The sequence below is a fragment of the Streptomyces sp. NBC_01334 genome (assembly GCF_035983595.1).
Lineage (GTDB): Bacteria > Actinomycetota > Actinomycetes > Streptomycetales > Streptomycetaceae > Streptomyces > Streptomyces coriariae.
The window spans coordinates 1646783-1667364 of record NZ_CP130718.1; the positions used below are offsets into that span (position 1 = coordinate 1646783).

A 20582-nucleotide genomic window follows, 5' to 3' on the forward strand; every position below is an offset into this window, starting at 1 on the left:
CCCCCCGTGGCTGACTGCTAGGCGCTGTGGACGCCCACCTCGTACAGCGAGTATCCCCAATCCGTGCCCCGGTCCAGGCCGTGCACCCGGACGTAGCGGGCGGGGGTGCCGGTGAACCTGGCCGTGTCCAGGCCGCCGTCGCCGGAGGTGGTGGACCATGCGGTCGTCCAGGTGGTGCCGTCGGTGGAGAGCTCGACACGGTACGACTTGCCGTACGCGCGCTCCCAGTCGAGGGTGACGCGGGAGACCAGGTTGGTGGAGCCCAGGTCGACCTGCCACCACTGGTCGTCGCTCCAGTCGCTGGCCCAGCGGCTGGCGTCGTCGCCGTCCACGGCACGGCCGGGCTGGTAACTGGTGAACGGGTTGGACTCGGACGAACTCGCTGTGGCGGTACGGCCCTTGGCGAGGTTCACCGAAGCCTGGTGCTGCTCGGTGGAGCCCCAGGTGCCGAGGTAGGACTCGGCGCCCCGGAAGAGGTCGTCCACCACGTCCTGTCCCGCGACGAGCCGGATGTCCTCGATCCAGTCGGGGATCAGGCCCACGTCGGCGCCGCCGTCGGTGTTGTAGTCGAAGGTGCGGGTGCCGACGGTCTGCCTGTCGATGACGGAGCCGCCGTCGACGCTCTTGAAGGGGTAGGTGACCTTGTTCGCGGCGTCGGCTCCGCGCGGGGCGGGGTGGTCGCCGATGCCGTTGAAGTCGGTGCCGTAGCCGTAGCCGACACCGTACTTGTCACGCAGCGCGTCGGTGCGCTCGGCTTCGGCGCCGAACGCCTCGGAGCCGTGCATGTACTGGGCGACGAAGCCGCCGAGGGAGTAGACCCGCTCGGTCCAGTTGAGATCCATCCAGCTGTGCGAGGACAGCACGCCGGGGTAGTTCGCGGCCTCGAAGATGTCGAGCGCCTGCCCGGTGGCCTTGACGCTCATGTGGTCGATCTCGAGCATCATCTTGCGCTTCATCATGCCGCGTACGGCGTACTCGCCGAGGGCGGTGAGCCCGCGGGTGTTGCACTGGGCGTCCGCGGCGTACGAGGGGACCTCCGTGCCCGCCGGCAGGTCCGCCTCCGCCTCGGAGGCCGCGGTGCCGATGGGGTTGTCGGCTTGCGGTCCGGTGCACTTCTCGGTCTGCCAGAAGGTGCCGGTCGACAGGAACTGGCCGACGTTGATGGCCGTGCCGAGGCCGCCCTCGTCGAAGCGGACGCCGCACAGCGCGTTGTCGAACTTGTGGCACAGGAACATGCTGCGCACGCCGAGCGCGTACAGCTCGTCCAGCCCCTTGTCGACGTCGGCCTGGCTGCACTGCGCGATGTCGAGGATCTGCTTGCAGCCGAACGGTTCGGAGGTCTCGACGCCCAGAACGACCGCCAGCTTGCCCTGCTTGATGACCTCACGCGCCTGCGCGCTGTCCAGGACGATCCGGAACCAGCCCTTGCCGGTGCCGCCGTACATCTTGTCGATGTAGGCCTGGAGGTCGTACGTCAGCTTCGCCTGGAGGCGGATCGACGTCATCTCGTCACAACTGCGGTCCTTGAACGGGTAGACGGAGCAGATCATGCCGTTGGTGACCAGGTCGTTGACCAGCACCCGCTGTCCGCCGCGCCAGGCCCGCTCCACCCAGGCGTAGTAGTTCGCCTGATGGGTCATCGAGTCGTAGGCCGGCCAGTCCTTGAAGGTCGGCCACCCGGCCGGGTCGTGCTTGCCGTCTCCGCCGTGGGTGATGTAGTCGAAGAGCGCGAGCGTGCCGTCGGGGTAGTGCTCGGGACAGTCCTTGAGCGCGTCGGCGACCCCGGCTTCGGAGAACACCTTGCCGCAGATGAGCCGACCGCCGAAGGCCTCGTTGGAGAACAGGTGGTTGTGCGCGTCGACGAACCCGCGCACATCGCCCGCCGAGTCGGTGCCGGTGAACGGCTCGCCGGTCACATTGACCTGGGAGTCGGGGGTCGGCCTGGCCGTGGGTGTCCACCAGTCCGCGCCGGCCGCCGAGCTCGGCGTGGGGCCGAGGACCGTGGCGAGCACGAGCAGGAGCAGCGAGACGACGGTGACATCTCGGCGTCTGCGGTACGGGCGTCCGGTCATGGTCACAGCCCACGTCCCTCGGTCGGCGGGAAGGCGCGGTCGACGAGGGCTTTTTGACTGCCCATGAGCTTGTCATGACCGACGCAAGATAGTGCGACGAGGATCGCGACAGATTCCTACCGAGTCAAGGGTCCGGGACGCTTGACCTGATGGCCGACGGCCCCGCGCGCGGCGCAAACTTCCCACGCCCGCCTTTCAGTTGCGCCGGAAGCACCGCGGGAGCACTCCCTCACCAGCGCGCTCACACGTTCAGGTGGTGATCCACAGGAGCGTGCCTCGCCACCTCCGCTCTGCCCCTATCCAGGGCGTATGGACAAAACTTCCCCTTCTGTAGACCCCGTTCGGTTCTCCCGCCGACGGTTCACCGCGGCCACCGCGGCCACCGCGACGACCGCCGCCGCACTCACGGGCGCGGCCCCGGCCGCGGCCCTGCCCCGGCAGTCCGTGTGTCCGCCCAGGTCCACCGCGGACTGGGCGACCTGCCTCACGGTCGCCCGGGCGCTGCTGGTGGTGGACGAGCACGACCGGCCGCTGGTGCCCCGGTACGAGAAGGTCCTCGCCGGCGGACTGCCCCGCGCCAGGACCGGGACCGGCAAGAAGGTCCTCGTGATCGGCGCCGGGCCCGCCGGGCTGGTGGCCGCCTGGCTGCTGAAGCGGGCCGGGCACCGCGTCACGCTCGTGGAGGCCAACGGCAACCGGGTCGGCGGCCGTGTCAAGACGTTCCGTACCGGCGGACACGAGCACGCGGCGCAGGCCTTCGCCGACCCGGCGCAGTACGCGGAGGCGGGCGCCATGCGGATCCCCGGCAGCCATCCGCTGGTGATGGGCCTGATCCGTCAACTGGGCGTCGAGAAACGCCGGTTCCATCTCGTGGACGTCGACGCGGACGGCAAGCCCGTCAACAACGCCTGGCTGCACGTCAACGGCGTCCGGGTGCGCCGCTCCGCGTACGCGAGGTCGCCGCGCAGGATCAACCGGTCCTTCGGGGTGCCCCGGAAGTACTGGGACACACCGTCCGCGACCATCCTGCGGGAGGCCCTGGACCCGGTGCGCGACGAGTTCAGCACCCGGGGCGCCGACGGCAAACGGGTGGACAAGCCGCTGCCGGAGCGGGTGCAGGGCTGGGCACGGGTCGTGCAGCGGTTCGGGGACTGGTCGATGTACCGGTTCCTGACCGAGGAGGCCGGCCTCGACGAGCGGACCGTCGACCTGGTCGGCACGCTGGAGAACCTCACCTCCCGGCTGCCGTTGTCCTTCATCCACAGTTTCATCAGCGCCTCGCTGATCAGCCCGGACACCGAGTTCTGGGAGCTGGTCGGCGGCACGGCGACGCTCCCGGACGCTCTGCTGAAAGAGGTCTCCGACGTCATCCGGCTCGACCGGCGCGCGACGCACATCGAGTACTGGGCGCCGGACCGGCAGGGCGACGACAACACCTCGTACGTGCGGGCCGACGGACCGCACGTGTGGATCGACACCGTCTCCGAGGGGCGCGGCGGCAAGGTGGTGCGCGAGCAGTTCACCGCCGACCTCGCGATCGTCACGGTGCCGTTCTCGGGGCTGCGCCAGGTGCAGATCAGCCCGCTGATGTCGTACCGGAAGCGGCGTTCCGTCGCGGAGCTGCACTACGACAGCGCGACCAAGGTGCTGCTGGAGTTCAGCCGCCGCTGGTGGGAGTTCAGCGAGGCGGACTGGAAGCGCGAACTCGACGCCGTGCGGCCGGGGCTGTACGAGGACTACCGGTCGGGCCGGGCGCCGGCCGACGGGAGCCTGCTCGGCGGGCATCCGTCCGTGCCGCCGGGGCACATCACCGCGGGGCAGCGGGTGCACTACGCCGCAAACCGGTGGGCCGGCCGCGACCAGCCCGAGGCGGCGCACATCGTCGGCGGCGGCTCGGTCTCCGACAACTCCAACCGGTTCATGATCAACCCGTCGCACCCGGTCGACGGCAGCGCGGGCGGGGTCGTGCTCGCCTCCTACAGCTGGGCCGACGACGCCTCCCGCTGGGACTCCCTGGACGACGAGGCGCGCTACCCGCACGCCCTGCGCGGGCTCCAGCAGGTCTACGGCCGGCGCGTCGAGGTCTTCTACACGGGCGCGGGCCGCACCCAGAGCTGGCTGCGCGATCCGTACGCCTACGGGGAGGCGTCCGTCCTGCTCCCGGGTCAGCACACGGAGTTGCTGAGCGCCATCCGCTCCGCCGAGGGCCCGCTGCTCTTCGCGGGCGACCACACCTCGGTCAAGCCGTCGTGGATCGAGGGCGCCCTGGAGTCGGGGGTCCGGGCCGCGCTGGAGGCACACGAGGCGTAGGGGCGACCCAGAGTGTTTTGAACGCGTTCAAATAAGTAGTAGGGTCCCCTTCTGACAAGAGGGGGCCTTACTCATGAAGATCGTGCTGCCCGGCGGGACCGGGCAGGTGGGGACCGTGCTGCGCCGCGCGCTGACCGCGGCCGGACACGAGGTCGCGGTGCTGAGCAGACGTCCGGGTCACGGCGAGATCCTGTGGGACGGCCGCACCCTCGGCCCCTGGGCCGAGGCGATCGACGGCAGTGACGTCGTGGTCAACCTGGCAGGACGCAGCGTCAGCTGCCGCTACACACCGGACAACCTGCGGGCGATGATGGACTCCCGGGTGGACTCGGCCCGGGTCGTGGGCCGGGCGATCGCCGGCGCCGCGCGGCCCCCGCGGGTCTGGCTCCAGATGAGCACCGCCACCGTCTACGCGCACCGGTTCGACGCCCCCCACGACGAGGCCACCGGCGTGATCGGCGGAGCCGAACCCGGCGTCCCGGACTACTGGGGCTACAGCGTGGACATGGCGACCGCCTGGGAGCGGGAACAGGAGATGGCCGACACCCCGCACACCCGCAAGGTCGCCCTGCGGGCCGCGATGGTGATGAGCCCGGACCGGGGCGGGGTGTTCGACGTCCTGTCGCGGCTCGCCCGGCTCGGCCTCGGCGGCCCGGTCGCGGGCGGCCGTCAGTACGTGTCCTGGATCCACGACCACGACTTCGTCCGCGCGGTCGAGTTCCTCGTCGGACGCGACGACCTCGCCGGAGCGGTGAACCTGGCCGCCCCGGCCCCCCTCCCCCACCGCGCGTTCATGCGCGCGCTGCGCGGCGCGTGGGGGATCCCGGTGGGCCTGCCCGCGACGAAGTGGATGGCGGAACTCGGCGCCTTCGCCCTGCGCTCGGACACCGAACTGCTGCTCAAGAGCCGGCGTGTCGTCCCCGGCCGGCTGCTCGACGCGGGCTTCGCCTTCGACCGGCCCGAGTGGCCGGAGGCCGCCGCCGACCTCGTACGACGGGTGCGAGACCGCTGACGGGCCGCGCGGACGTGCACAGGGGTCACGTCCGCGCGGCTGTTCTCGGTGGGCGTCAGCTCGTCGCGCGGACCGCGTCGAGGATCAGCTCCGCGACCGCCTTCGGCTGCGACACCGCGACGGCGTGCGAGGCGCCGTCGATCTCGACGATCGTCGCCCCGGCCCGCTGTGCGCCGAAGCGCTCGACCTCGGGGTTGATGGCCTCGTCCGCACCGGCGATCAGCGCCCAGGACGGCTTGGTCTGCCAGGCGGCCGCGGCGGCGGTCTCCTCGAACGCGGCGGCGGCCAGCGGGCGCTGGGACGCGGCCAGGATCCTGGTGACGCCCGCGGGCAGGTCGGCGGCGAACACCGACGGGAAGGCGTCCTCGGCGATGGTGACCTCGACGGCGGGCTCGCCGCCCGGCACCGGGTACGTCCACTGCTTGAGGTTGCTGACCAGGGTGGAGAGCGGGAAGCGGCCCTGGAGCTCGCCGAGGCTCTCGCCCTCCGCCAGCGCGTAGGCGGCGACGTAGACGAGGCCGACGACGTTCTCCGTGGTGCCGGCCACCGTGATGAGGGCGCCGCCGTAGGAGTGACCGACGAGGATCACGGGGCCGTCGATCTGAGCGGCGAAGGAGGCGACGTACGCGGCGTCGGAGGCGAGGCCGCGCAGCGGGTTCGGCGGGGCGACCACGGGGACGCCGTGGCCCTGGAGCTCGGCGATGACGCCGGACCAGCTGGCGGCGTCCGCGAACGCTCCGTGGACCAGGACGACGGTGGGAGTAGTCATAGCGGTGTGTCTCCTGAAGGTCAGACGTGCAGAGCGTCGCGCAGGGTGCCGACGGCGAGCGTGATGGCGGCTTCGGCGGCGTACGTCGGGCGCAGCGCGTTCAGCATCACGAAGTCGTGGATGATGCCCTGGAAGCGCACCGCGGTGACCGGGACACCGGCCGCGCGCAGCTTGTTCGCGTACGCCTCGCCCTCGTCGCGCAGCACGTCGGCCTCGCCGGTGATGACCAGGGCCGGGGGCAGGTCCTTGAGCTGCTCGGTGGTGGCGCGCAGCGGGGACGCCGTGATCTGGGCGCGCTCGGCCTCGTCGGTCGTGTACTGGTCCCAGAACCACTGCATGCCGTCGCGGCGCAGGAAGTAGCCCTCCGCGAACTGGTGGTAGGAGCCGGTGTCGAAGCTCGCGTCGGTGACCGGGTAGAAGAGCACCTGCTGGACGAGCGGGACGCCACCGCGCTCCTTGGCCATCAGGGTGAGGGCGGCGGTCATGTTGCCGCCGACGGAGTCACCGGCGACGGCGATGCGCGTGGCGTCGAGGCCCTTGGACGCGCCCTCCTCGACGATCCACCGGGCGACCGCGAAGTTCTGCTCGATGGCGACCGGGTAACGGGCCTCGGGAGAGAGGTCGTACTCGGGGAAGACGACCGCGGCCTCGGCGCCGACGGCGAGCTCGCGCACCAGCCGGTCGTGGGTGTGGGCGTTGCCGAACACCCAGCCCGCGCCGTGGATGTAGAGGATCACCGGCAGGGTGCCCTCGGCGCCGGCCGGCTTGACGATCCGGGCCCGGACGCTGCCCGTGGGACCGCCGGAGACGGTGATCCACTCCTCGTCGACCGCGGGCTTGTGGATCTCACCGGACTGGACCTCGTCGACGGCCTTGCGCCCCTCCGCCGGCGGCAGGTCGAAGAGGTACGGCGGGTTGGCGGTCGCCTCGGCGAACGCCGCGGCCTCGGGTTCGAGCACCGGCGTGACCGGCTCGACGACGTCGGACATGGCATCTCCAGCTGTATTCGATGTGCGTTGTCTTGCTCCGCCACGCTAAATCCGCCGAGCGGGCGGAATTTGTCCGCCCGTGCACCGACGCTGTGCTCACAGTGCACAGAAGCCTTTTCCGTGGTGGGCACGGAATTCTTCCGGCCACGAAAGGAAATTCGAGAATACGATTCCGCTCCGCACGGTGAACAGCCGGGGATCACGGCCGCATTCAGCGGTGACCGCTCCGCGCGCCTCTCCCCGCGGTGTCCCGCCATTCGCGTGGGGACATGCCGTAGGCCGACCGGAAGACCCGGCTGAAGTGCGTGGCGCTCAGGAAACCCCACCGGGCGGCCACGGCCGCGATGGTCCGGCCGCCGCGGCCGTACCGCATCAGGTCGCGTCGGCACTCCTCCAGACGGCGGCGCAGAATCCACCGGCCCACGGTGGTGCCCTCGTCCTTGAACAGCTTGTGCAGATAGCGCACGGAGATGTGGTGGGCACGCGCGATGACCTCCGGGGACAGGTCCGGGTCGGTCAGGTGCAGTTCGACGTACTCCAGGACGCGCCCCAGCACCGGGGGGTGCGCGCCGGGCGCGCCCGGGGCGCCGGGCGCACCGCGTGTTCCGGATTCTCCGGGCGTTCCGGGTCCACCGGCTCCTCGAGGTGCTCCGGGTGTTCCGGGTACCGCTGTGCCCAACTGCTCGGCGGCGAGGGTGGCCAGCAGGTTCACCGCGTTCCAGGCGAGCATCTCGCCGACCTGAGGGCGGGCCTCGGCCGTGGCGCGGGCCAGGTCGGACAGCAGCGGCGACAGCAGGGTGCCGAGCCGGGAGGCGCGGGCCACCGGTGTCCGCGCGATCCGCCGCACGTCGGAGTCCCCCAGCCCGAGCAGGTCGGCCGGGACGAGAAACGTCGTCGCTCGGAACGGCTCGCGGAAGTCGAGCGCGGGCGCGCGGTGGACGTCGTAGAAGCAGACGTCGCCGGGCGCCAGACGCAGGCCGAGGGCATCGGGCGGCTCATTGGCGGGAGCGGGAGCCGGGGCAGCGGTGTAGGGGGCAGCGGTACAGGGCCGGGCGCCGCCGCGCAGGCCGACGAAGAGGTACTCGCCGGCGTCATGGGCGAGCAGCCGGTGCGCGGGGTGCGGCGACGCCTCGCCCGGCAGCCGGGCTGGCGTGTCCTCCCCGGCCGTGATCTCGACGCCCAGGGGTGTCCGGACCACGGGCCGGGCGAGGGTGCGGGCGCTGTCACAGGTACTGGTGGTGCTGGTAGTGGGCATCTTCCGCCGTAGCCTCCGGGGACCGTCCATCACGTCGTCCGGACGGTAGTTCGGCGGATGTGCAAAAAGAGTGACAACGAAGTGACAGCGCCTTCACGAGCCGCGTGGCCGGCCTTCCGCGGCGGCGCGTTCCGTGGCGAAGACCCGCAGCAGGTCGTGGAGGGTGTAGCGGCCCGGCGCGGGCTCGGTGAGGAGATGGGCGTCGGCGAGCACGCCGAGCAGCAGCCGGGCTCGGCGGACCGGCAGCCCGGCGAGCGCGGCGGCCCCGGCCGGGGTGATGTCGGGTCCTTCGTGCCGGGGCAGGAGCCGGAAGAGGCGGGCACTGTCCGGTGCCAGGAGCCGGTAGGAACCCTGGAAGGCCTCGCGGGTGGCGGCGAGGGCGTCGAGACTGCCGTGCGCCTCGCGCAGTTCGGCGGCCACCGCGGCGAGCGGGAAGTCCGGTCGGCTGACGGCGCGCGCGGCGACGGTGGCCAGCGCGAGAGGCAACCGGCCGCACCGGGCGACGATCTCGTCGGCGGCCCGTGGTTCGGCGGCCACCCGCTCGGCACCGATCCGCCCGGCCAGCAACGCGTGCGCCTCCTCGGCGGGCGGGATCGCGAGGCGGAGCGGCCGTGCTCCCGCGGCGACCAGTCCGGGCAGGGCGTGGCGGCTGGTGACCAGCGCAAGACAGCCCGGCCCGGTGGGCAGCAGCGGGCTCAGTTGTCCGGTGCCGACGGCGTCGTCGAGGACAACGAGGACGCGCCGACGCGCCAGGAGGGTGCGGTACATGCCGGTCAGGGCGTCCGGCCCGTCCGGCATGCGGGGCTCGGGCACGCCGAGCGCCGCGAGCATCCCGCGCAGCGCGTCGGCCGGATCCACGGCGGGCCGGGCGGGATCGGAGCCACGCAGCGCCACGTACAACTGCCCGTCCGGGAAACGATCGGTGGCCCGGTGCGCCCAGTGCAGCGCGAGGGTGCTCTTGCCGATCCCGGCCATCCCTCCGACCAGCACGACCCCCGCCGCCGAGCCGACCGCCCTCTCCAGCCACTCCGACTCGGCGACCCGCCCCGCAAAGGAGGGGAGAGCCGACGGCAACTGGGCGGGCCGCACGAACTCCCCGACGCCCCGACCGGCGGGGGCGTCGGTCTTACGGCCGGTGCCGCCCGCCTCGGCGGCGTCGGCAAGCCCGTGGGCAACAGCCCTGTCGTCGGCGGAGCCTGGACTCGCAGGCCCCGGACCGACAAGGCGCGGGGCGCTGAGTCCCTGGACGGTGGAACCGGAGTCGACGTCCGCAGAAGCGGGAGCCCCGCAGTCGGTGAGGTGGGACCCGGAGAGTCCGGGGGCGGCAGCCTCGGCAGCATCGGCCCGGGCAGCGGCGAACCCCAGGACGGCAACCCCTGTCCGGGGCGGCCCGAAAGCGGCACCGCCCGAAGCAACAGCGCCCACGCCGGAAGCCTCAGGGCCGGCAATCCCGCTGCCGGGGGCCTCGACGCGGGGTGTTCCGGTACCGGGAGCTCCGATGTCGGGCGCCCCGGCGGCAGACGCACCGACACCGAGGGCCCCCGCGCCAGACGCCCCGACACCGGGCCCCCCGCTGCCAGTTGCTCCGAGGGCGCGGTTTCCGTCGGTGGCGGGGGCAGGAGCGGCGGGTCCCGGGGTGAGGGGCTCGGGTGGAACCGGGGCCGTGGGGGCTGGGGTCGTGGTGGTCTTCGTGGTTCGGATCGGTCGGCCGAGGTGTACGACGGGCCCGCTCTTGAGTCGGTGTCCGACGTCCTGGCGCAGTACCCGCGTGTGGGCCGCCGCCAGTTCGGTGCCCGGGATGAGGCCGAGGTCGCGGGCGAGGCGTCGGCGGACGTCCTCGTACGCCCCCAGCGCCTCCGCCTGGAGTCCGCAGGCGGCCAGGACCAGCACCAGCCTGGCGTGCAGCGACTCGTCGAGGGGGTCGTGCGCGGCGGCCCGGCGCAGGGCGGGCAACGCCTGCTCGGCGTGGCCGCACAGCAGTGCCGCGTCGGCGGCCAGCCGGGCCGTCTCGAGGAGTTCCCGTTGCACGGCCGTGAACTGGACGTGTTCACGTGCGGACGCCGGGATCCCCATCGCCACCGGCCCACGCCACTCCCCCAGCGCCAGGACGAACTGCCGGGCCGCCGTCTCGGCCCGTCCGGTGGCCGCCGCCCGCTTGCCCTGCCGGGTCAGCTCACGGAAGCGCAGCAGGTCGACCTCGTCGGTCGCCGCCTCCAGGAGATAGCCGCCGGTGCGGCGCAGCAGGCGCCGGCCCGGGGCGCGGGGCGGCAACCCCGGTTCGAGCAGCCGCCGCAACGCGCCGACGTAGCGCCGCACCACGTTCAGCGCGCTGGCGGGCGGTCGCTCGGCCCACAGCACGTCGACGATCTCGCTGGTCGGCACGGACCGGCCGGCGTGCGCCAGGAGCAGGGCGAGCAGGGCGCGTTGCTGGGGGAAGCCGGGATCGAGCTCCCGCTCCTCCCGCCACACCCGTACCGGCCCCAGCACCTCGAAGCGCGTCACGTCACCCAAGGCGTCGTCCGGCGGCGTGATCGAGCCCGAGCCGGGTGTCAGACGGCACCGGCGTGACCGTCCCGTGCGTCCAGCAGTGCCTCGACCCGCTCGGCGTCGGGATGGTTCAGGCCCCTGAGGAGGACCAGGGCCTGCCGCCACGCGGTGCGGGCGCCGTCGTGGTCGCCGGTGGCGAGGTGGGTGTCGCCGACCCGGACGAGGATGTCGGCCTCGACGTAGGGCACGCCCAGGTCGCGCAGCAGAGCGAGGGCGTTGCGGTAGCCGAGGAGTGCGTGCGGGTGGCGTCCGAGGTGGTGGTGGGCGTAGGCGATGCTGTCCCAGGTGGCGGCCTGCCCGTAGCGGTCGCCGAGTTCCTGGAGCATGGTGAGGGCCTCGAAGCAGTGCGTCAGGGCACGCCGGTACTCGCCGAGCTGAGCGTGGTACCAGCCGACCGAGTTCAGCACGCTGGCCTGCGCGGCGCGGTCGCCGAGCGTACGGAACAGGCCGAGGGCGAACCGGTTGTGGCGCAGGGCGCCGGGCAGGTCGCCCCGCTGGTCGCACTCCCAGCCGAGACTGCGGTGGGTGTGGGCACGGCCCGTGTCGTCGCCCAGCTCGGTGAAGAGTTCCAGGGCCCGCTCCAGTCGGGGAACGGACCGGGAGTGCAGACCGAGCCGGCCCTCCACGCGGGCCAGTCCACGCAGTCCGCGGGCCTCCAGCCCGGGGTCGGCGAGCCGTCGGGCGGCGTCGAGCGCGGTGCGCTGCACGGCGAGGCCGTCGTGCCAGTGACCGCGCCGGTCGAAGAACGGCTCCAGGGACCAGGCCAGTTGGCAGGCGAGACGTTCCTGCACGGGCTGTCCCGACGCGGCGGCCGCCTCGACCACGGCGAGCAGGACCGCGTGTTCGGCGGAGAGCCAGGCCAGGGCGCGGTCGTCGTCGGCGAGGGGCTCGGGACGGACGCCCTCGGGCGCGGGAGGCGGGGGCAGCGGGTCGGCGTTGGGGGCCAGCAGCCGGTCCGCGGCGTGGGCGGTGTGCAGGTAGTGGTGGTGCAGCCGGTTCAGGGCCGCCGCCCGGTCGGCCTCGGTGTGCCGCTCGTGGACGAGTTCCCCGGCGTGGGCGCGGAGCAGGTCGTGGAAGGCGTAGCGGCCGGGGCTGTGTTCGGTGACGAGGTGCAGTCCGGTCAGCTCGGCCAGCAGCGGTCGGGCCCGGCGTACGGGCAGGCCCGCCAGGGCGGCCGCGGCCGGCAGGGAGAGGTCGGGGCCGGGGTGCAGCGCGAGCAGCCGGAACAGCCGCGCGGCCTCGGTCGAGACCGCGCGCGAGGACCAGGAGAAGACCGTGCCGACGTCCACGGAGGCGTCGGAGCGGACGAAGGCGTCGAGGCTGCCGTGGGCATCGCGCAGTTCTGCGGCGACGGCGGCGAGCGGGAAGTGGGGGTGACCGGCGGCGCGGGCGGCGACGCAGGCGAGGGCGAGGGGAAGTCCGGCGCACAGCTCGCTGATCTCGTCGGCCGCCCGTGGCTCGGCCGCGACCCGCTCCGCGCCCAGTCGGCGGACCAGGAAGGCCCGCGCCTGGACGGCGTCGAACGGGCGCAGGACCAGGGAGTGGGCACCGTGGGCGGCGACGAGCCCGGGCAGTTCGTCGCGGCTGGTGACGATGGTGAGGCAGCCGGGCGAGCCGGGCAGCAGCGACCGCACCTGCTCGGTGTCCCGCGCGTTGTCCAGCACCACGAGGACCCGCCGGCCGGTGAGCACGCTGCGGTAGAGGGCGGCCTGTGCGTCCACCCCGTGCGGGACGCGTTCCGGCGGTACACCGAGCGCGCCGAGGAACCCCCGGACCGCCTCACCCGGGTCCAGGACGGCTCCGGACGGGTCGAAGCCGCGCAGGTTGACGTAGAGCTGCCCGTCGGGGAACCGGTCGGCGACGCGGTGGGCCCAGTGCACCGCGAGCGTGGTCTTGCCGACGCCCGCCATACCGCCGATGGCGCTGATCACCACGGTCCCGGGCCCCGACCCGTCCGCACCGGACAGCGCGAACACCTCGTCGAGCTCGGCGTCCCGGCCGGTGAACGCCGTTATGCCATGCGGGAGTTGGGCAGGCGGGAGAAGAACGGACGGTGACGGCGGAGCCGACGACGCGGGCGCAGGCGCGACGGAACCGTCCGCGCCCGCACCCTCGGACACCGCACCTCCCGATGGCGCGTGCGCGAGGGAACCGTCCGCGCCCGCACCCTCGGACACCCCGCCGCTCGACTCACCGGACGCCCCGGCCGCCGTCTCCCGCACCCCGTGCAGCACCGTGTCGCGCGCGTCGCGCAGTTCCCCTCCGGGGTCGATCCCCAGTTCCTCGGCCAGCCGCGCCCGTACGGCCTCGTAGGCGGCCAGCGCCTCCGAGCGATGGCCGGCCGCCGCCAGCGCGAGAAGCAGTCCCGCCTGGAGGGGTTCGTCCAACGGGTGCCGCGCGGCGGCCTGTCGCAGCTCGGCCAGGACCGCGTCCGGCCTTCCGGCGCGCAGCGCGACCTCCGCCGCCTGCCGCACGGCGGCCGGCAGCTCACGGTCCACCGCGTCGAACGCCGGGTGCGCACGCGCCTGTGCGGGAATGCCGGCGGCGAGGGGTCCGCGCCACAGCGACAGTGCCTCGTCGAGGAGTTCGAGCGCCTGCGCGGGCGACCGGTCCGCGATCCGGCGCCCCTCCTCGCGCAGCGCGCGAAACCTCAGCAGGTCGGAGGAGTCACCGTCGGTCACCAGTCGGTATCCACCGGCGTCCCGCACCAGCCGGCGCCCCTCCGCGCGGGCGGCGAGGCCGGGCTCCAGCAGCCGGCGCAGCGAACCCACATGGCGCCGGACGACATTGACGGCGCTGCGCGGTGGAGCCGCTCCCCACAGGACGTCGACGATCTCGCTCACGGCGACCGGCCGCCCCGCCGCGACCAGCAGCAGGGCCAGGAAGGCACGTTCCTGCGGTCCTCCGAGCTCCAGTTCCGCATCCCCCCGGAACACTCGAACGGCTCCCAGGACCGCGAACCGCAGCGGCTCCAGCGGCACGCCATCCCCTCCCTCCGGTCTTCCTCCCCAAGGCTTCGACTGTACGACAGGCGGGAGGTTACCCAGAGTTACGTATGGCGCGTTCCGGCTGTTCGAAGACGGTGGCCGAGCGAAAACCTTGTTGAGCTAGGTCAAAACCTAGGGATACTAGGAAGCGAGGGCGTGAGGGCCCTCCCCCGCGGACAACCGACTGGAGCAAGCCATGACCCCGCCCCGGACCGGCACCCTGGCAGTGCCCGGCGCCACCCTCCATTACGAGACCCTCGGCAGCGGACCGGTCCTGCTGCTGATCCCCGGCGGCGCCGGGGACGCCGGACTGTACGCGGGCATGGCACCGGAGCTGGCCACCCGCTACACGGTCGTCTCGTACGACCCGCGCGGTCTGTCCCGCAGCCCTCTCGACGGCCCGGCGGACGCCCCACGCGCCGACGAAGAGGTGTCGGTCTGGAGCGACGACGCCCACCGGCTGCTCGAACTGCTCTCCCCCGGCGAGGAGGCGGTCGTCCTCGGCTGCAGCTCCGGAGCCGTAGTCGCGGTGGAACTGCTCGTCCGGCACCCCGAGCGGCTGCGCCGGGTGGTCGCGCACGAACCGCCGCTGCTGGAGCTGCTGGAGGACCCCGCCCCGCATCGAGCGCTGTTCGCCGAGGTACGCGAGACCTTCCGCACCGAGGGCGCCGACGCCGCCATGACCCGGCTCGGCGAGGGACTGGCGGACGGACCGGGCCCGCAGGCGCCCGCGCAGCCCACGGAACTTCCGCCCGAGATACGGGAGATGGCCGTCCGGATGCACACCAATCTGCCGGTCTTCCTGGGCCGCGTCCTCTGCCCGTTCTCCTCGGCCGTACCCGACCTCGCCGCGCTCCGGTCCGTGGCGCACAAGCTGGTGCCGGCCGCCGGGCGTGACTCCCGCCGCCAACTCCCGTTGTACGGACCGGCCGCGCGTCTCGCGGAGCTGCTGGGATCCGGACTCGTCGAGTTCCCGGGCGGCCACCTCGGAGCCGTCGAGTCCCCGAAGGAGTTCGCCGACCGTCTGCTGACCGTCCTGGACCGACCGGACAGACCGGCCCGGTGACGGCGTACCGGCCCGCACCGGGCCGGCGGACAGACACGCGGGGTCCGGGACGACTTCGCCCCGGACCCCGAGAAACCGTGGAGTGAGTGACCGCTCGTCAGCAGGTGCGGCCGGTGTAGTGGGCGCCCTGGATCTTGGCGGCGGAGCCCAGCCACGACGTGCCGGGACCGACGCACCGCTCGTAGTCGGCCGCCCAGGCCACGTCGACCTTGATGACCACGCGTGAGCCGTCCGACGTGCAGTGGTTGTAGAAGGCGTCGGAACCGGTCTCGTAGAAGCCGCACGGGTCCGCGGCCGCGGGACCCGCGGTGGCGGCCGTCAGCGCACCCAGAGAGGTGAGGACGAGAGCGACGGAACCGAGGGTGCTGAGCACCGTACGACGAACACGCACAGCGGAACTCCTTGCCGGGAAATGAGGGTCGTTGGAGAGAAAAGCCCAGGTCCGCCGAGGGAACGAAGGCCTGGACCAGGATCGCCGCGTGCCCTCGGAGATGATCGGACGACGGGCTCCGTTCACCCCGCGAATCGTTTCGCCGGTACTCCGTTGGAGTGGTCGCCCCCCGAAGGGCGACTGGGCGGGGCGGGGTCCCCGGGATGGCGGGCAGCTTCACCCGGGTGAGCGCCTTGAGTGGTGGAGCGGGGCTCGCTGACTGACGGTGGATCACGTCAGGCCGGGTCGTGTCAGCTGACGAGGTGTCGGCTGCCCGGTCGTGACGGAAGGACCATCAGATGCGTTCTGCTCGCATGATCCTGGCCACCGCGGCGGCTTCGGCCGCCCTCGCCATCGGCGCCCCCGGCGCCTACGCCGCCGGTGACACGGACCACGACGACTCGTCCTACAGCAAGGAGGACAGCTCCTCGTACAGCAAGGAGCACGACAAGGAGGACAGCTCCTCGTACAGCAAGGAGGAGGACTCCTCGTACAGCAAGGAGGAGCACGGCAAGGAGGAGCACGGCAAGGAGCACGGCAAGGAGGAGCACGACTCCCCGCACGGCGGCATCCACACCGGTGGCGGCGCGCTCGCCTCGGTGAGCGACAGCGGCGCGGCGAAGGACCCCAAGTACGACCCCGAGACGTACAAGGACAAGGACACCGAGAACAGCGGTGAGCACGGCAAGGACTCCTGGAACGGCGGCAAGGAAGAGTCCGGCGGCTGGAGCAAGGAGCACGACAAGCCCAGCGGCGGCGTGCACACCGGCGGCGGCGCCCTCGCCACCCCCTCGGCGACCGCGGCCGGACTCGGCGTCCTCGCCGTCGCCGGCACCGGCCTCTACGCCCTGCGCCGCAAGAAGACGGTGGGGGGTGTGGCCTGACCCATGCCTGACGCGATAGCGAAGCCGCGGCCGCCACACATGCCCCCCTGTGGCGGCCCGGCCCGCATTCCGCCGACCGGTCCTCTTCGGCCGAGCCGCTCCCGGCCGGGATCGTATGCAGGAACCCCGACGCCCCTGTCGGCCCGTCCGCTTCGCCCGTACACTGACAAATTGTAGACGTGCGGACGCAGTTGACCGGGGGGAGCCGCCATGTCGGGGGACCAGTACGGCAGATACAACGACACCGACCACAACACCTTCTACTACGTTCCGCCCATGCCGTCGGCCCCGCCGCCGGCGCCGGCGGACGGCGCTCGGGCCGTCGCGGTGGCCGTGCTCAACCTCAGTGGTCTGGGCCTGGGTTACGCGCTGGTGCGCCGCTGGGCCCTGATGGCGCTGTGCTGGGTCGCCACCGCCGTCCTGCTGTTCGTGGCGCTGCCGGCCGACCCGGACGGCGTCCCCGGCTTCGCCCTCGTCCTGTACGTCCTGTTCCTCGTCGCGGTGGCGGCGGACGGTGCGCGCGTGGGCCTGCGCACCCGGCTGACGGGACTCCGTCGGGCGCCGCTCGCGCTCGGCCTCGGACTGCTCCTGCTCGTCGTGCCGGCCGGGGGTGTCGTGCTGTACGACAGCGCGCGGGACGAAGCGACCCAGCAGATGCTGCTCGACCGGCTCGACGAGGCCGACGAACTGGTGCAGGCCGCCGGTGACAGGCCGTTCGACTCGGCTCAGGCCGACTACCGCAAGGCGCTGCGCGTCTACGCGGACCTCAGGTCCGACCACTCCGGCTCCCGGGCGGCCGAGCGGGTGCCCGCCCGGATGAAGACCTACTACACGACGGTCGGAGCCGCGTACGCGCAGGGCGACTACTGCGAGGCGGTGGAGCCGCTGAAGTATCTGCGGACGGTCCCCAAGAGCCTGCCCGGAACGGATCTCGGGGCACTGAAGACCTGGCCCGACGACCGGCTGGCCACCTCGCTGTACGAGTGCGCGTCGACGGCGCTCACGGCGGGCGAGGCCGACTGGGGTTCGCAGTACGGGGAGCTGCTGACCACCTTCCCCGATTCGGAGCAGGCCGCGAAGGTCGAACCCGCCGTGGCCGCCGCCGTCGTCCGTACGGAGAAGGACCTGCACGGGGCCGAACCCTGCTCCGCGGTCCAGCGGCTGCGTACGCTCGGCTCCCAGATCGACGGCCTGGAGGCCGGGCAGGCGGACATCGGCGCCGCTCTCGACAAGGACAGCCGACGGGCCACGACCAGCGCCGACACCGGCACGTACACCTGCGGCGTGGACCAGTACCGGGACGGCGACTTCGAGTCGGCGCAGACGACCATGACGGAGTACGCCTCCGCCCACAAGACCGCCAAGAACGCCGGCCTGGCGAAGAAGATCGCCATAGCGGCGGAGATCGCCCAGACCGTGCCCGCCGCGGGCAAGAAGCTGCCGACGACCCGTACCGGCGGCAGCATCTCGGTCACCGTGCAGAACGACAGCCCCGACGCGGTCACGGTCCTCTTCACGGGCCCGGTCACCGGCAGCTTCACCCTCAAGGCCTGCGGCAGCTGCAAGGCGTACTCCTTCGGCAGCACCATCAACCCGTCGTTCGAGCCGTGCAACGACAGCGGCAAGAACTATCCGCAGCGCACCATCAGCCTGCCGGTCGGCACCACGTTCTTCCTGCACAAGCCGAACGGCGACAGCTCCGCCACACCCGCCTCGGACACGGCCAAGCTCGAGTCGGGCTACATCTACACGGAGTGCGCCTACACGACGCAGAGCTTGGGGTCAGGCCTCTGAATTCCGGGTGAAAACCCGGAGGATTTCCGCCCGCTGAAAGGCTGTCAACAGCGCACTTCGTTACCTGTGGGTCGCATGTGACGGGTGATAAGGTGCGCCGGAATTCTCTCGCGCAGGGCCCCCACACGAAAGCCTTGAGATACTCCATGAACGACATAACGGCGGAAACACCCGTGCATTCCTTTGCCCCGGGCGGTCGACGCCGGCACCGCAAGGCCAAGCAGAGCAGCACCGGCGTCCGGCGGGCGATCGTGCTCGCACTGGCCCTGCCCGTCACCTCGGCGGCACTGGCCGGCCCCTCGGCCTTCGCCGCCGAGAAGGGCATCGGCACGACGGCCAAGGACACCGCGGCGGGCCGGACGCTCGACGCGGACGACCAGCAGCTGGTGGCCAATCTCGAGGCCCGCGTCGTCGACCCGCGCCTGGGGTCGGAGGTCAGCGGTGTGGTCCTGGACTCCGAGTCGGACACCACCCTGTGGGACCACAACGGGGCGACCGCGCTGATGCCGGCGTCCAACACCAAGCTCGCCACGGCGACCGCCGCCCTGACCGTGCTCGGCCCGAACCACAGGTTCACCACCAAGGTCGTCTACGGCAACGGCACCCTGACCGTGGTCGGGGGCGGCGACCGTACGCTGACCAGCGCCGACCTCGCCGAACTGGCGAAGACCGCGGTCGCCGGGCTCAAGGCGGCGGGGCTGACGTCGGTGAAGGTCGCCGTGGACGACAGCCTCTTCGGCGCACCGACCCTGGCCAACGGCTGGAACACCGGCTACTACCCCGACTCCGTCGCCCCGGTGCGCGCCCTGGTCGTCGACGGGCACGGAGTCCAGGACACCTCGATCGACGCCGGGCAGGTCTTCGCCCAGCAGCTCACGGCGGCCGGGGTCACCGTCGACGGCGCCGTCACCCGCGCCGAGGCGGCCCCGGGCGACGTACCGGTGGCGCGGCACCAGTCGGCAGCGCTGTCGGAGATCGTCCACAAGATGATCAAGGTCAGCGACAACAACATCGCCGAGACCCTGCTGCGGATGACCGCACTCGGGGCGGGCCGCCCGGCCACCTTCGAGGACGGCACGGACGTCGTGCGCAAGGTGCTGAGCCTTCGGTACGGCGTTTCCCTCGACAATTTCGAGATCTACGACGGAAGCGGCCTTTCGCGGGCCAACCGCATTCCGGCCGCCACACTCGCGGAAATCCTCGAACTGCTGACGGAATCGCGTTACTCCCGCACCCTGGGCTCCATCCTCGACGGGCTGCCCGTCTCCGGTGAGGCCGGCAGCACGCTCGGTCCGGAATGGGGCCGCTTCGACGACGTGAACTCCAAATGCGCGGTCGGCAAGGTGCACGCGAAGACCGGCACCCTCACCGGAGCCATCGCCCTGAGCGGTCTGACCCAGGGCAAGGACGGCAAGTGGAAGGTCTTCTCCTTCATCGAGAACAACTCCACGGCCAACCCGAACGACATCAAGGACGCCATGGACGGCCTCGCGGCCACCGTGAACGGCTGCTGGGCGTAGCGAACACCCCTGCACGACGAGAGGGCCGGCGCCTCCGGGGCCGGCCCTTTCTCGTCACGGCCCGACGCTCCCGCCGATTGTGACCCACACCACAAGGAAACGCTGCCGTTTCGATGACTTCGAGAGCTAGTCTGGCCAGCAAGTGAACGAAACGGTTTCGTTCATGAGAGGCGTACGCCCCCACTCGCATGGAGAACACAGCCATGGCCTCCGTACTCATCGCCAACGACCAGTCCCTTCAACGCGTCGGCCTGCGCATGCTGCTGACCGCCGAGCCCGACCTGACCGTCGTGGGCGACACGGCGAGCGGGGCCGAAGCGGTCCGGATGAGCGCCGCGCTCCGTCCCGACGTCGTCCTGCTCGGCGGCCACCGCTCCGAGACCGACGACATCGAGACCATCCGTCGCATCGCCCACCCGCCACGCCTCACCGCGGTCCCCGGCCCCGCCGGGCCGGTCGGGCAGCCACCGCGGATCCTGGTGCTGACCTCCACCGGTGACGAGGGGTACGCCTACGCCGCCCTGCGCGCGGGCGCCGGCGGATTCCTCCTGGAGGACGCCACCTCCCGCGAACTGACCGCGGCCATCCGCGTCGTGGCAGCCGGAGACGCCGTCATCACCCCCGAGCTGACCCGCGCGCTCATCGACACCGTCCGCCATGAGCGCGCTCCGCGCCCCGGCGAGCGGACTGTCGGACTCGACACCTTCACAGGGCGCGAACGCGATGTCCTCGTCGCCGTCGCCTCCGGCTGGTCCAACGCGGAGATCGCCGCACGGCTGTCCATCGCCCCGACCACCGTGAAGTCCCACGTCAGCCACATCCTCGCCAAGATCGGCGCCCGCGCCCGGGTCCAGGCGGTCGCCTTCGCCTACGAGTACGGCCTGGTACGCCCGGCGGCCTGACGACGACCGCCTTCTCATCCCCTTCTCTCCCCCTCCGCCTCTCCC

Annotated in this window: 14 protein-coding genes; 7 read left to right on the top strand and 7 right to left on the bottom strand. The window is 72.3% G+C overall.

From position 1 onward, the window contains the following. Window positions 1-17 precede the first annotated feature (17 nt). A complete protein-coding gene (locus OG736_RS07465) occupies window positions 18-2072 on the bottom strand; it encodes a galactose-binding domain-containing protein (RefSeq protein ID WP_327181739.1) in 2055 nt (684 codons plus the stop codon). 309 nt (window positions 2073-2381) lie between these two features. Here OG736_RS07465 and OG736_RS07470 point away from each other — a divergent pair, with 309 nt between their 5' ends. Together OG736_RS07470 and OG736_RS07475 are read left to right on the top strand one after the other, a co-directional pair. Further along, entirely contained in the window at window positions 2382-4382 is a 2001-nt protein-coding gene (locus tag OG736_RS07470; protein WP_327181740.1) for an L-glutamate oxidase LgoX, read from the top strand. A 73-nt stretch (window positions 4383-4455) separates the two neighbouring features. Continuing rightward, the gene (locus OG736_RS07475) at window positions 4456-5394 is read left to right on the top strand and encodes a DUF1731 domain-containing protein (RefSeq protein ID WP_327181741.1); all 939 of its coding nucleotides are present in this window, start codon (window positions 4456-4458) and stop codon (window positions 5392-5394) included. Between the two features lie 55 nt (window positions 5395-5449). On the opposite strand, the gene OG736_RS07480 is transcribed toward OG736_RS07475, so the two are convergent. The 5 genes from OG736_RS07480 to OG736_RS07500 all read right to left on the bottom strand — a co-directional run bounded on the left by OG736_RS07480 (window position 5450) and on the right by OG736_RS07500 (window position 13935). After that, window positions 5450-6163: an alpha/beta fold hydrolase gene (locus tag OG736_RS07480; RefSeq protein WP_327181742.1), complete on the bottom strand. Its 714-nt coding sequence runs from the start codon at window positions 6161-6163 to the stop codon at window positions 5450-5452. Window positions 6164-6183: 20 nt separating this feature from the next. Beyond that, window positions 6184-7152, bottom strand: coding sequence for an alpha/beta hydrolase (locus OG736_RS07485; RefSeq protein WP_327181743.1), 969 nt, complete (start codon window positions 7150-7152; stop codon window positions 6184-6186). A gap of 211 nt (window positions 7153-7363) precedes the next feature. Further along, window positions 7364-8407 (bottom strand): AraC family transcriptional regulator, encoded by a 1044-nt coding sequence (locus OG736_RS07490; protein WP_327181744.1) that lies wholly within the window; start codon window positions 8405-8407, stop codon window positions 7364-7366. A 93-nt stretch (window positions 8408-8500) separates the two neighbouring features. Next, window positions 8501-10918 (bottom strand): AfsR/SARP family transcriptional regulator, encoded by a 2418-nt coding sequence (locus OG736_RS07495; protein WP_327181745.1) that lies wholly within the window; start codon window positions 10916-10918, stop codon window positions 8501-8503. Window positions 10919-10956: 38 nt separating this feature from the next. Continuing rightward, the gene (locus OG736_RS07500) at window positions 10957-13935 is read right to left on the bottom strand and encodes an AfsR/SARP family transcriptional regulator (protein ID WP_327181746.1); all 2979 of its coding nucleotides are present in this window, start codon (window positions 13933-13935) and stop codon (window positions 10957-10959) included. A 202-nt stretch (window positions 13936-14137) separates the two neighbouring features. Here OG736_RS07500 and OG736_RS07505 point away from each other — a divergent pair, with 202 nt between their 5' ends. Next, window positions 14138-15007 carry an alpha/beta fold hydrolase gene (locus OG736_RS07505; protein WP_327181747.1) on the top strand — a complete coding sequence of 290 codons (870 nt, stop codon included), beginning with the start codon at window positions 14138-14140 and terminating at the stop codon, window positions 15005-15007. A 97-nt stretch (window positions 15008-15104) separates the two neighbouring features. Here OG736_RS07505 and OG736_RS07510 read toward each other — a convergent pair whose 3' ends face one another. Then, window positions 15105-15398, bottom strand: coding sequence for a DUF6355 family natural product biosynthesis protein (locus OG736_RS07510; protein WP_037733872.1), 294 nt, complete (start codon window positions 15396-15398; stop codon window positions 15105-15107). A gap of 338 nt (window positions 15399-15736) precedes the next feature. On the opposite strand from OG736_RS07510, the gene OG736_RS07515 reads away from it, so the two are divergent. The 4 genes from OG736_RS07515 (at window position 15737) to OG736_RS07530 (ending at window position 20537) form a co-directional block, all read left to right on the top strand. After that, a complete protein-coding gene (locus OG736_RS07515) occupies window positions 15737-16321 on the top strand; it encodes a hypothetical protein (RefSeq protein WP_327181748.1) in 585 nt (194 codons plus the stop codon). 210 nt (window positions 16322-16531) lie between these two features. Beyond that, window positions 16532-18115, top strand: a complete 1584-nt coding sequence (locus OG736_RS07520) for a hypothetical protein (protein ID WP_327181749.1) — start codon at window positions 16532-16534, stop codon at window positions 18113-18115. A 146-nt stretch (window positions 18116-18261) separates the two neighbouring features. Next, on the top strand, window positions 18262-19635 hold the full coding sequence (gene dacB, locus OG736_RS07525; RefSeq protein ID WP_327181750.1) for a D-alanyl-D-alanine carboxypeptidase/D-alanyl-D-alanine endopeptidase: 1374 nt from the start codon (window positions 18262-18264) through the stop codon (window positions 19633-19635). A 203-nt stretch (window positions 19636-19838) separates the two neighbouring features. Then, window positions 19839-20537 carry a LuxR C-terminal-related transcriptional regulator gene (locus OG736_RS07530; RefSeq protein WP_327181751.1) on the top strand — a complete coding sequence of 233 codons (699 nt, stop codon included), beginning with the start codon at window positions 19839-19841 and terminating at the stop codon, window positions 20535-20537. Window positions 20538-20582: the final 45 nt, after the last annotated feature.

Bases quoted from the DNA above. Each gene is read 5' to 3' on its own strand.
- OG736_RS07505 (WP_327181747.1), top strand. From the start codon at position 14,138: ATGACCCCGCCCCGGACCGGCACCCTGGCAGTGCCCGGCGCCACCCTC.
- OG736_RS07515 (WP_327181748.1), top strand. From the start codon at position 15,737: ATGCGTTCTGCTCGCATGATCCTGGCCACCGCGGCGGCTTCGGCCGCC.
- OG736_RS07530 (WP_327181751.1), top strand. From the start codon at position 19,839: ATGGCCTCCGTACTCATCGCCAACGACCAGTCCCTTCAACGCGTCGGC.
- OG736_RS07470 (WP_327181740.1), top strand. From the start codon at position 2,382: ATGGACAAAACTTCCCCTTCTGTAGACCCCGTTCGGTTCTCCCGCCGA.
- OG736_RS07490 (WP_327181744.1), bottom strand. From the start codon at position 8,407: ATGCCCACTACCAGCACCACCAGTACCTGTGACAGCGCCCGCACCCTC.
- OG736_RS07480 (WP_327181742.1), bottom strand. From the start codon at position 6,163: ATGACTACTCCCACCGTCGTCCTGGTCCACGGAGCGTTCGCGGACGCC.
- OG736_RS07475 (WP_327181741.1), top strand. From the start codon at position 4,456: ATGAAGATCGTGCTGCCCGGCGGGACCGGGCAGGTGGGGACCGTGCTG.
- OG736_RS07465 (WP_327181739.1), bottom strand. From the start codon at position 2,072: ATGACCGGACGCCCGTACCGCAGACGCCGAGATGTCACCGTCGTCTCG.
- OG736_RS07485 (WP_327181743.1), bottom strand. From the start codon at position 7,152: ATGTCCGACGTCGTCGAGCCGGTCACGCCGGTGCTCGAACCCGAGGCC.
- dacB (WP_327181750.1), top strand. From the start codon at position 18,262: ATGAACGACATAACGGCGGAAACACCCGTGCATTCCTTTGCCCCGGGC.
- OG736_RS07520 (WP_327181749.1), top strand. From the start codon at position 16,532: ATGTCGGGGGACCAGTACGGCAGATACAACGACACCGACCACAACACC.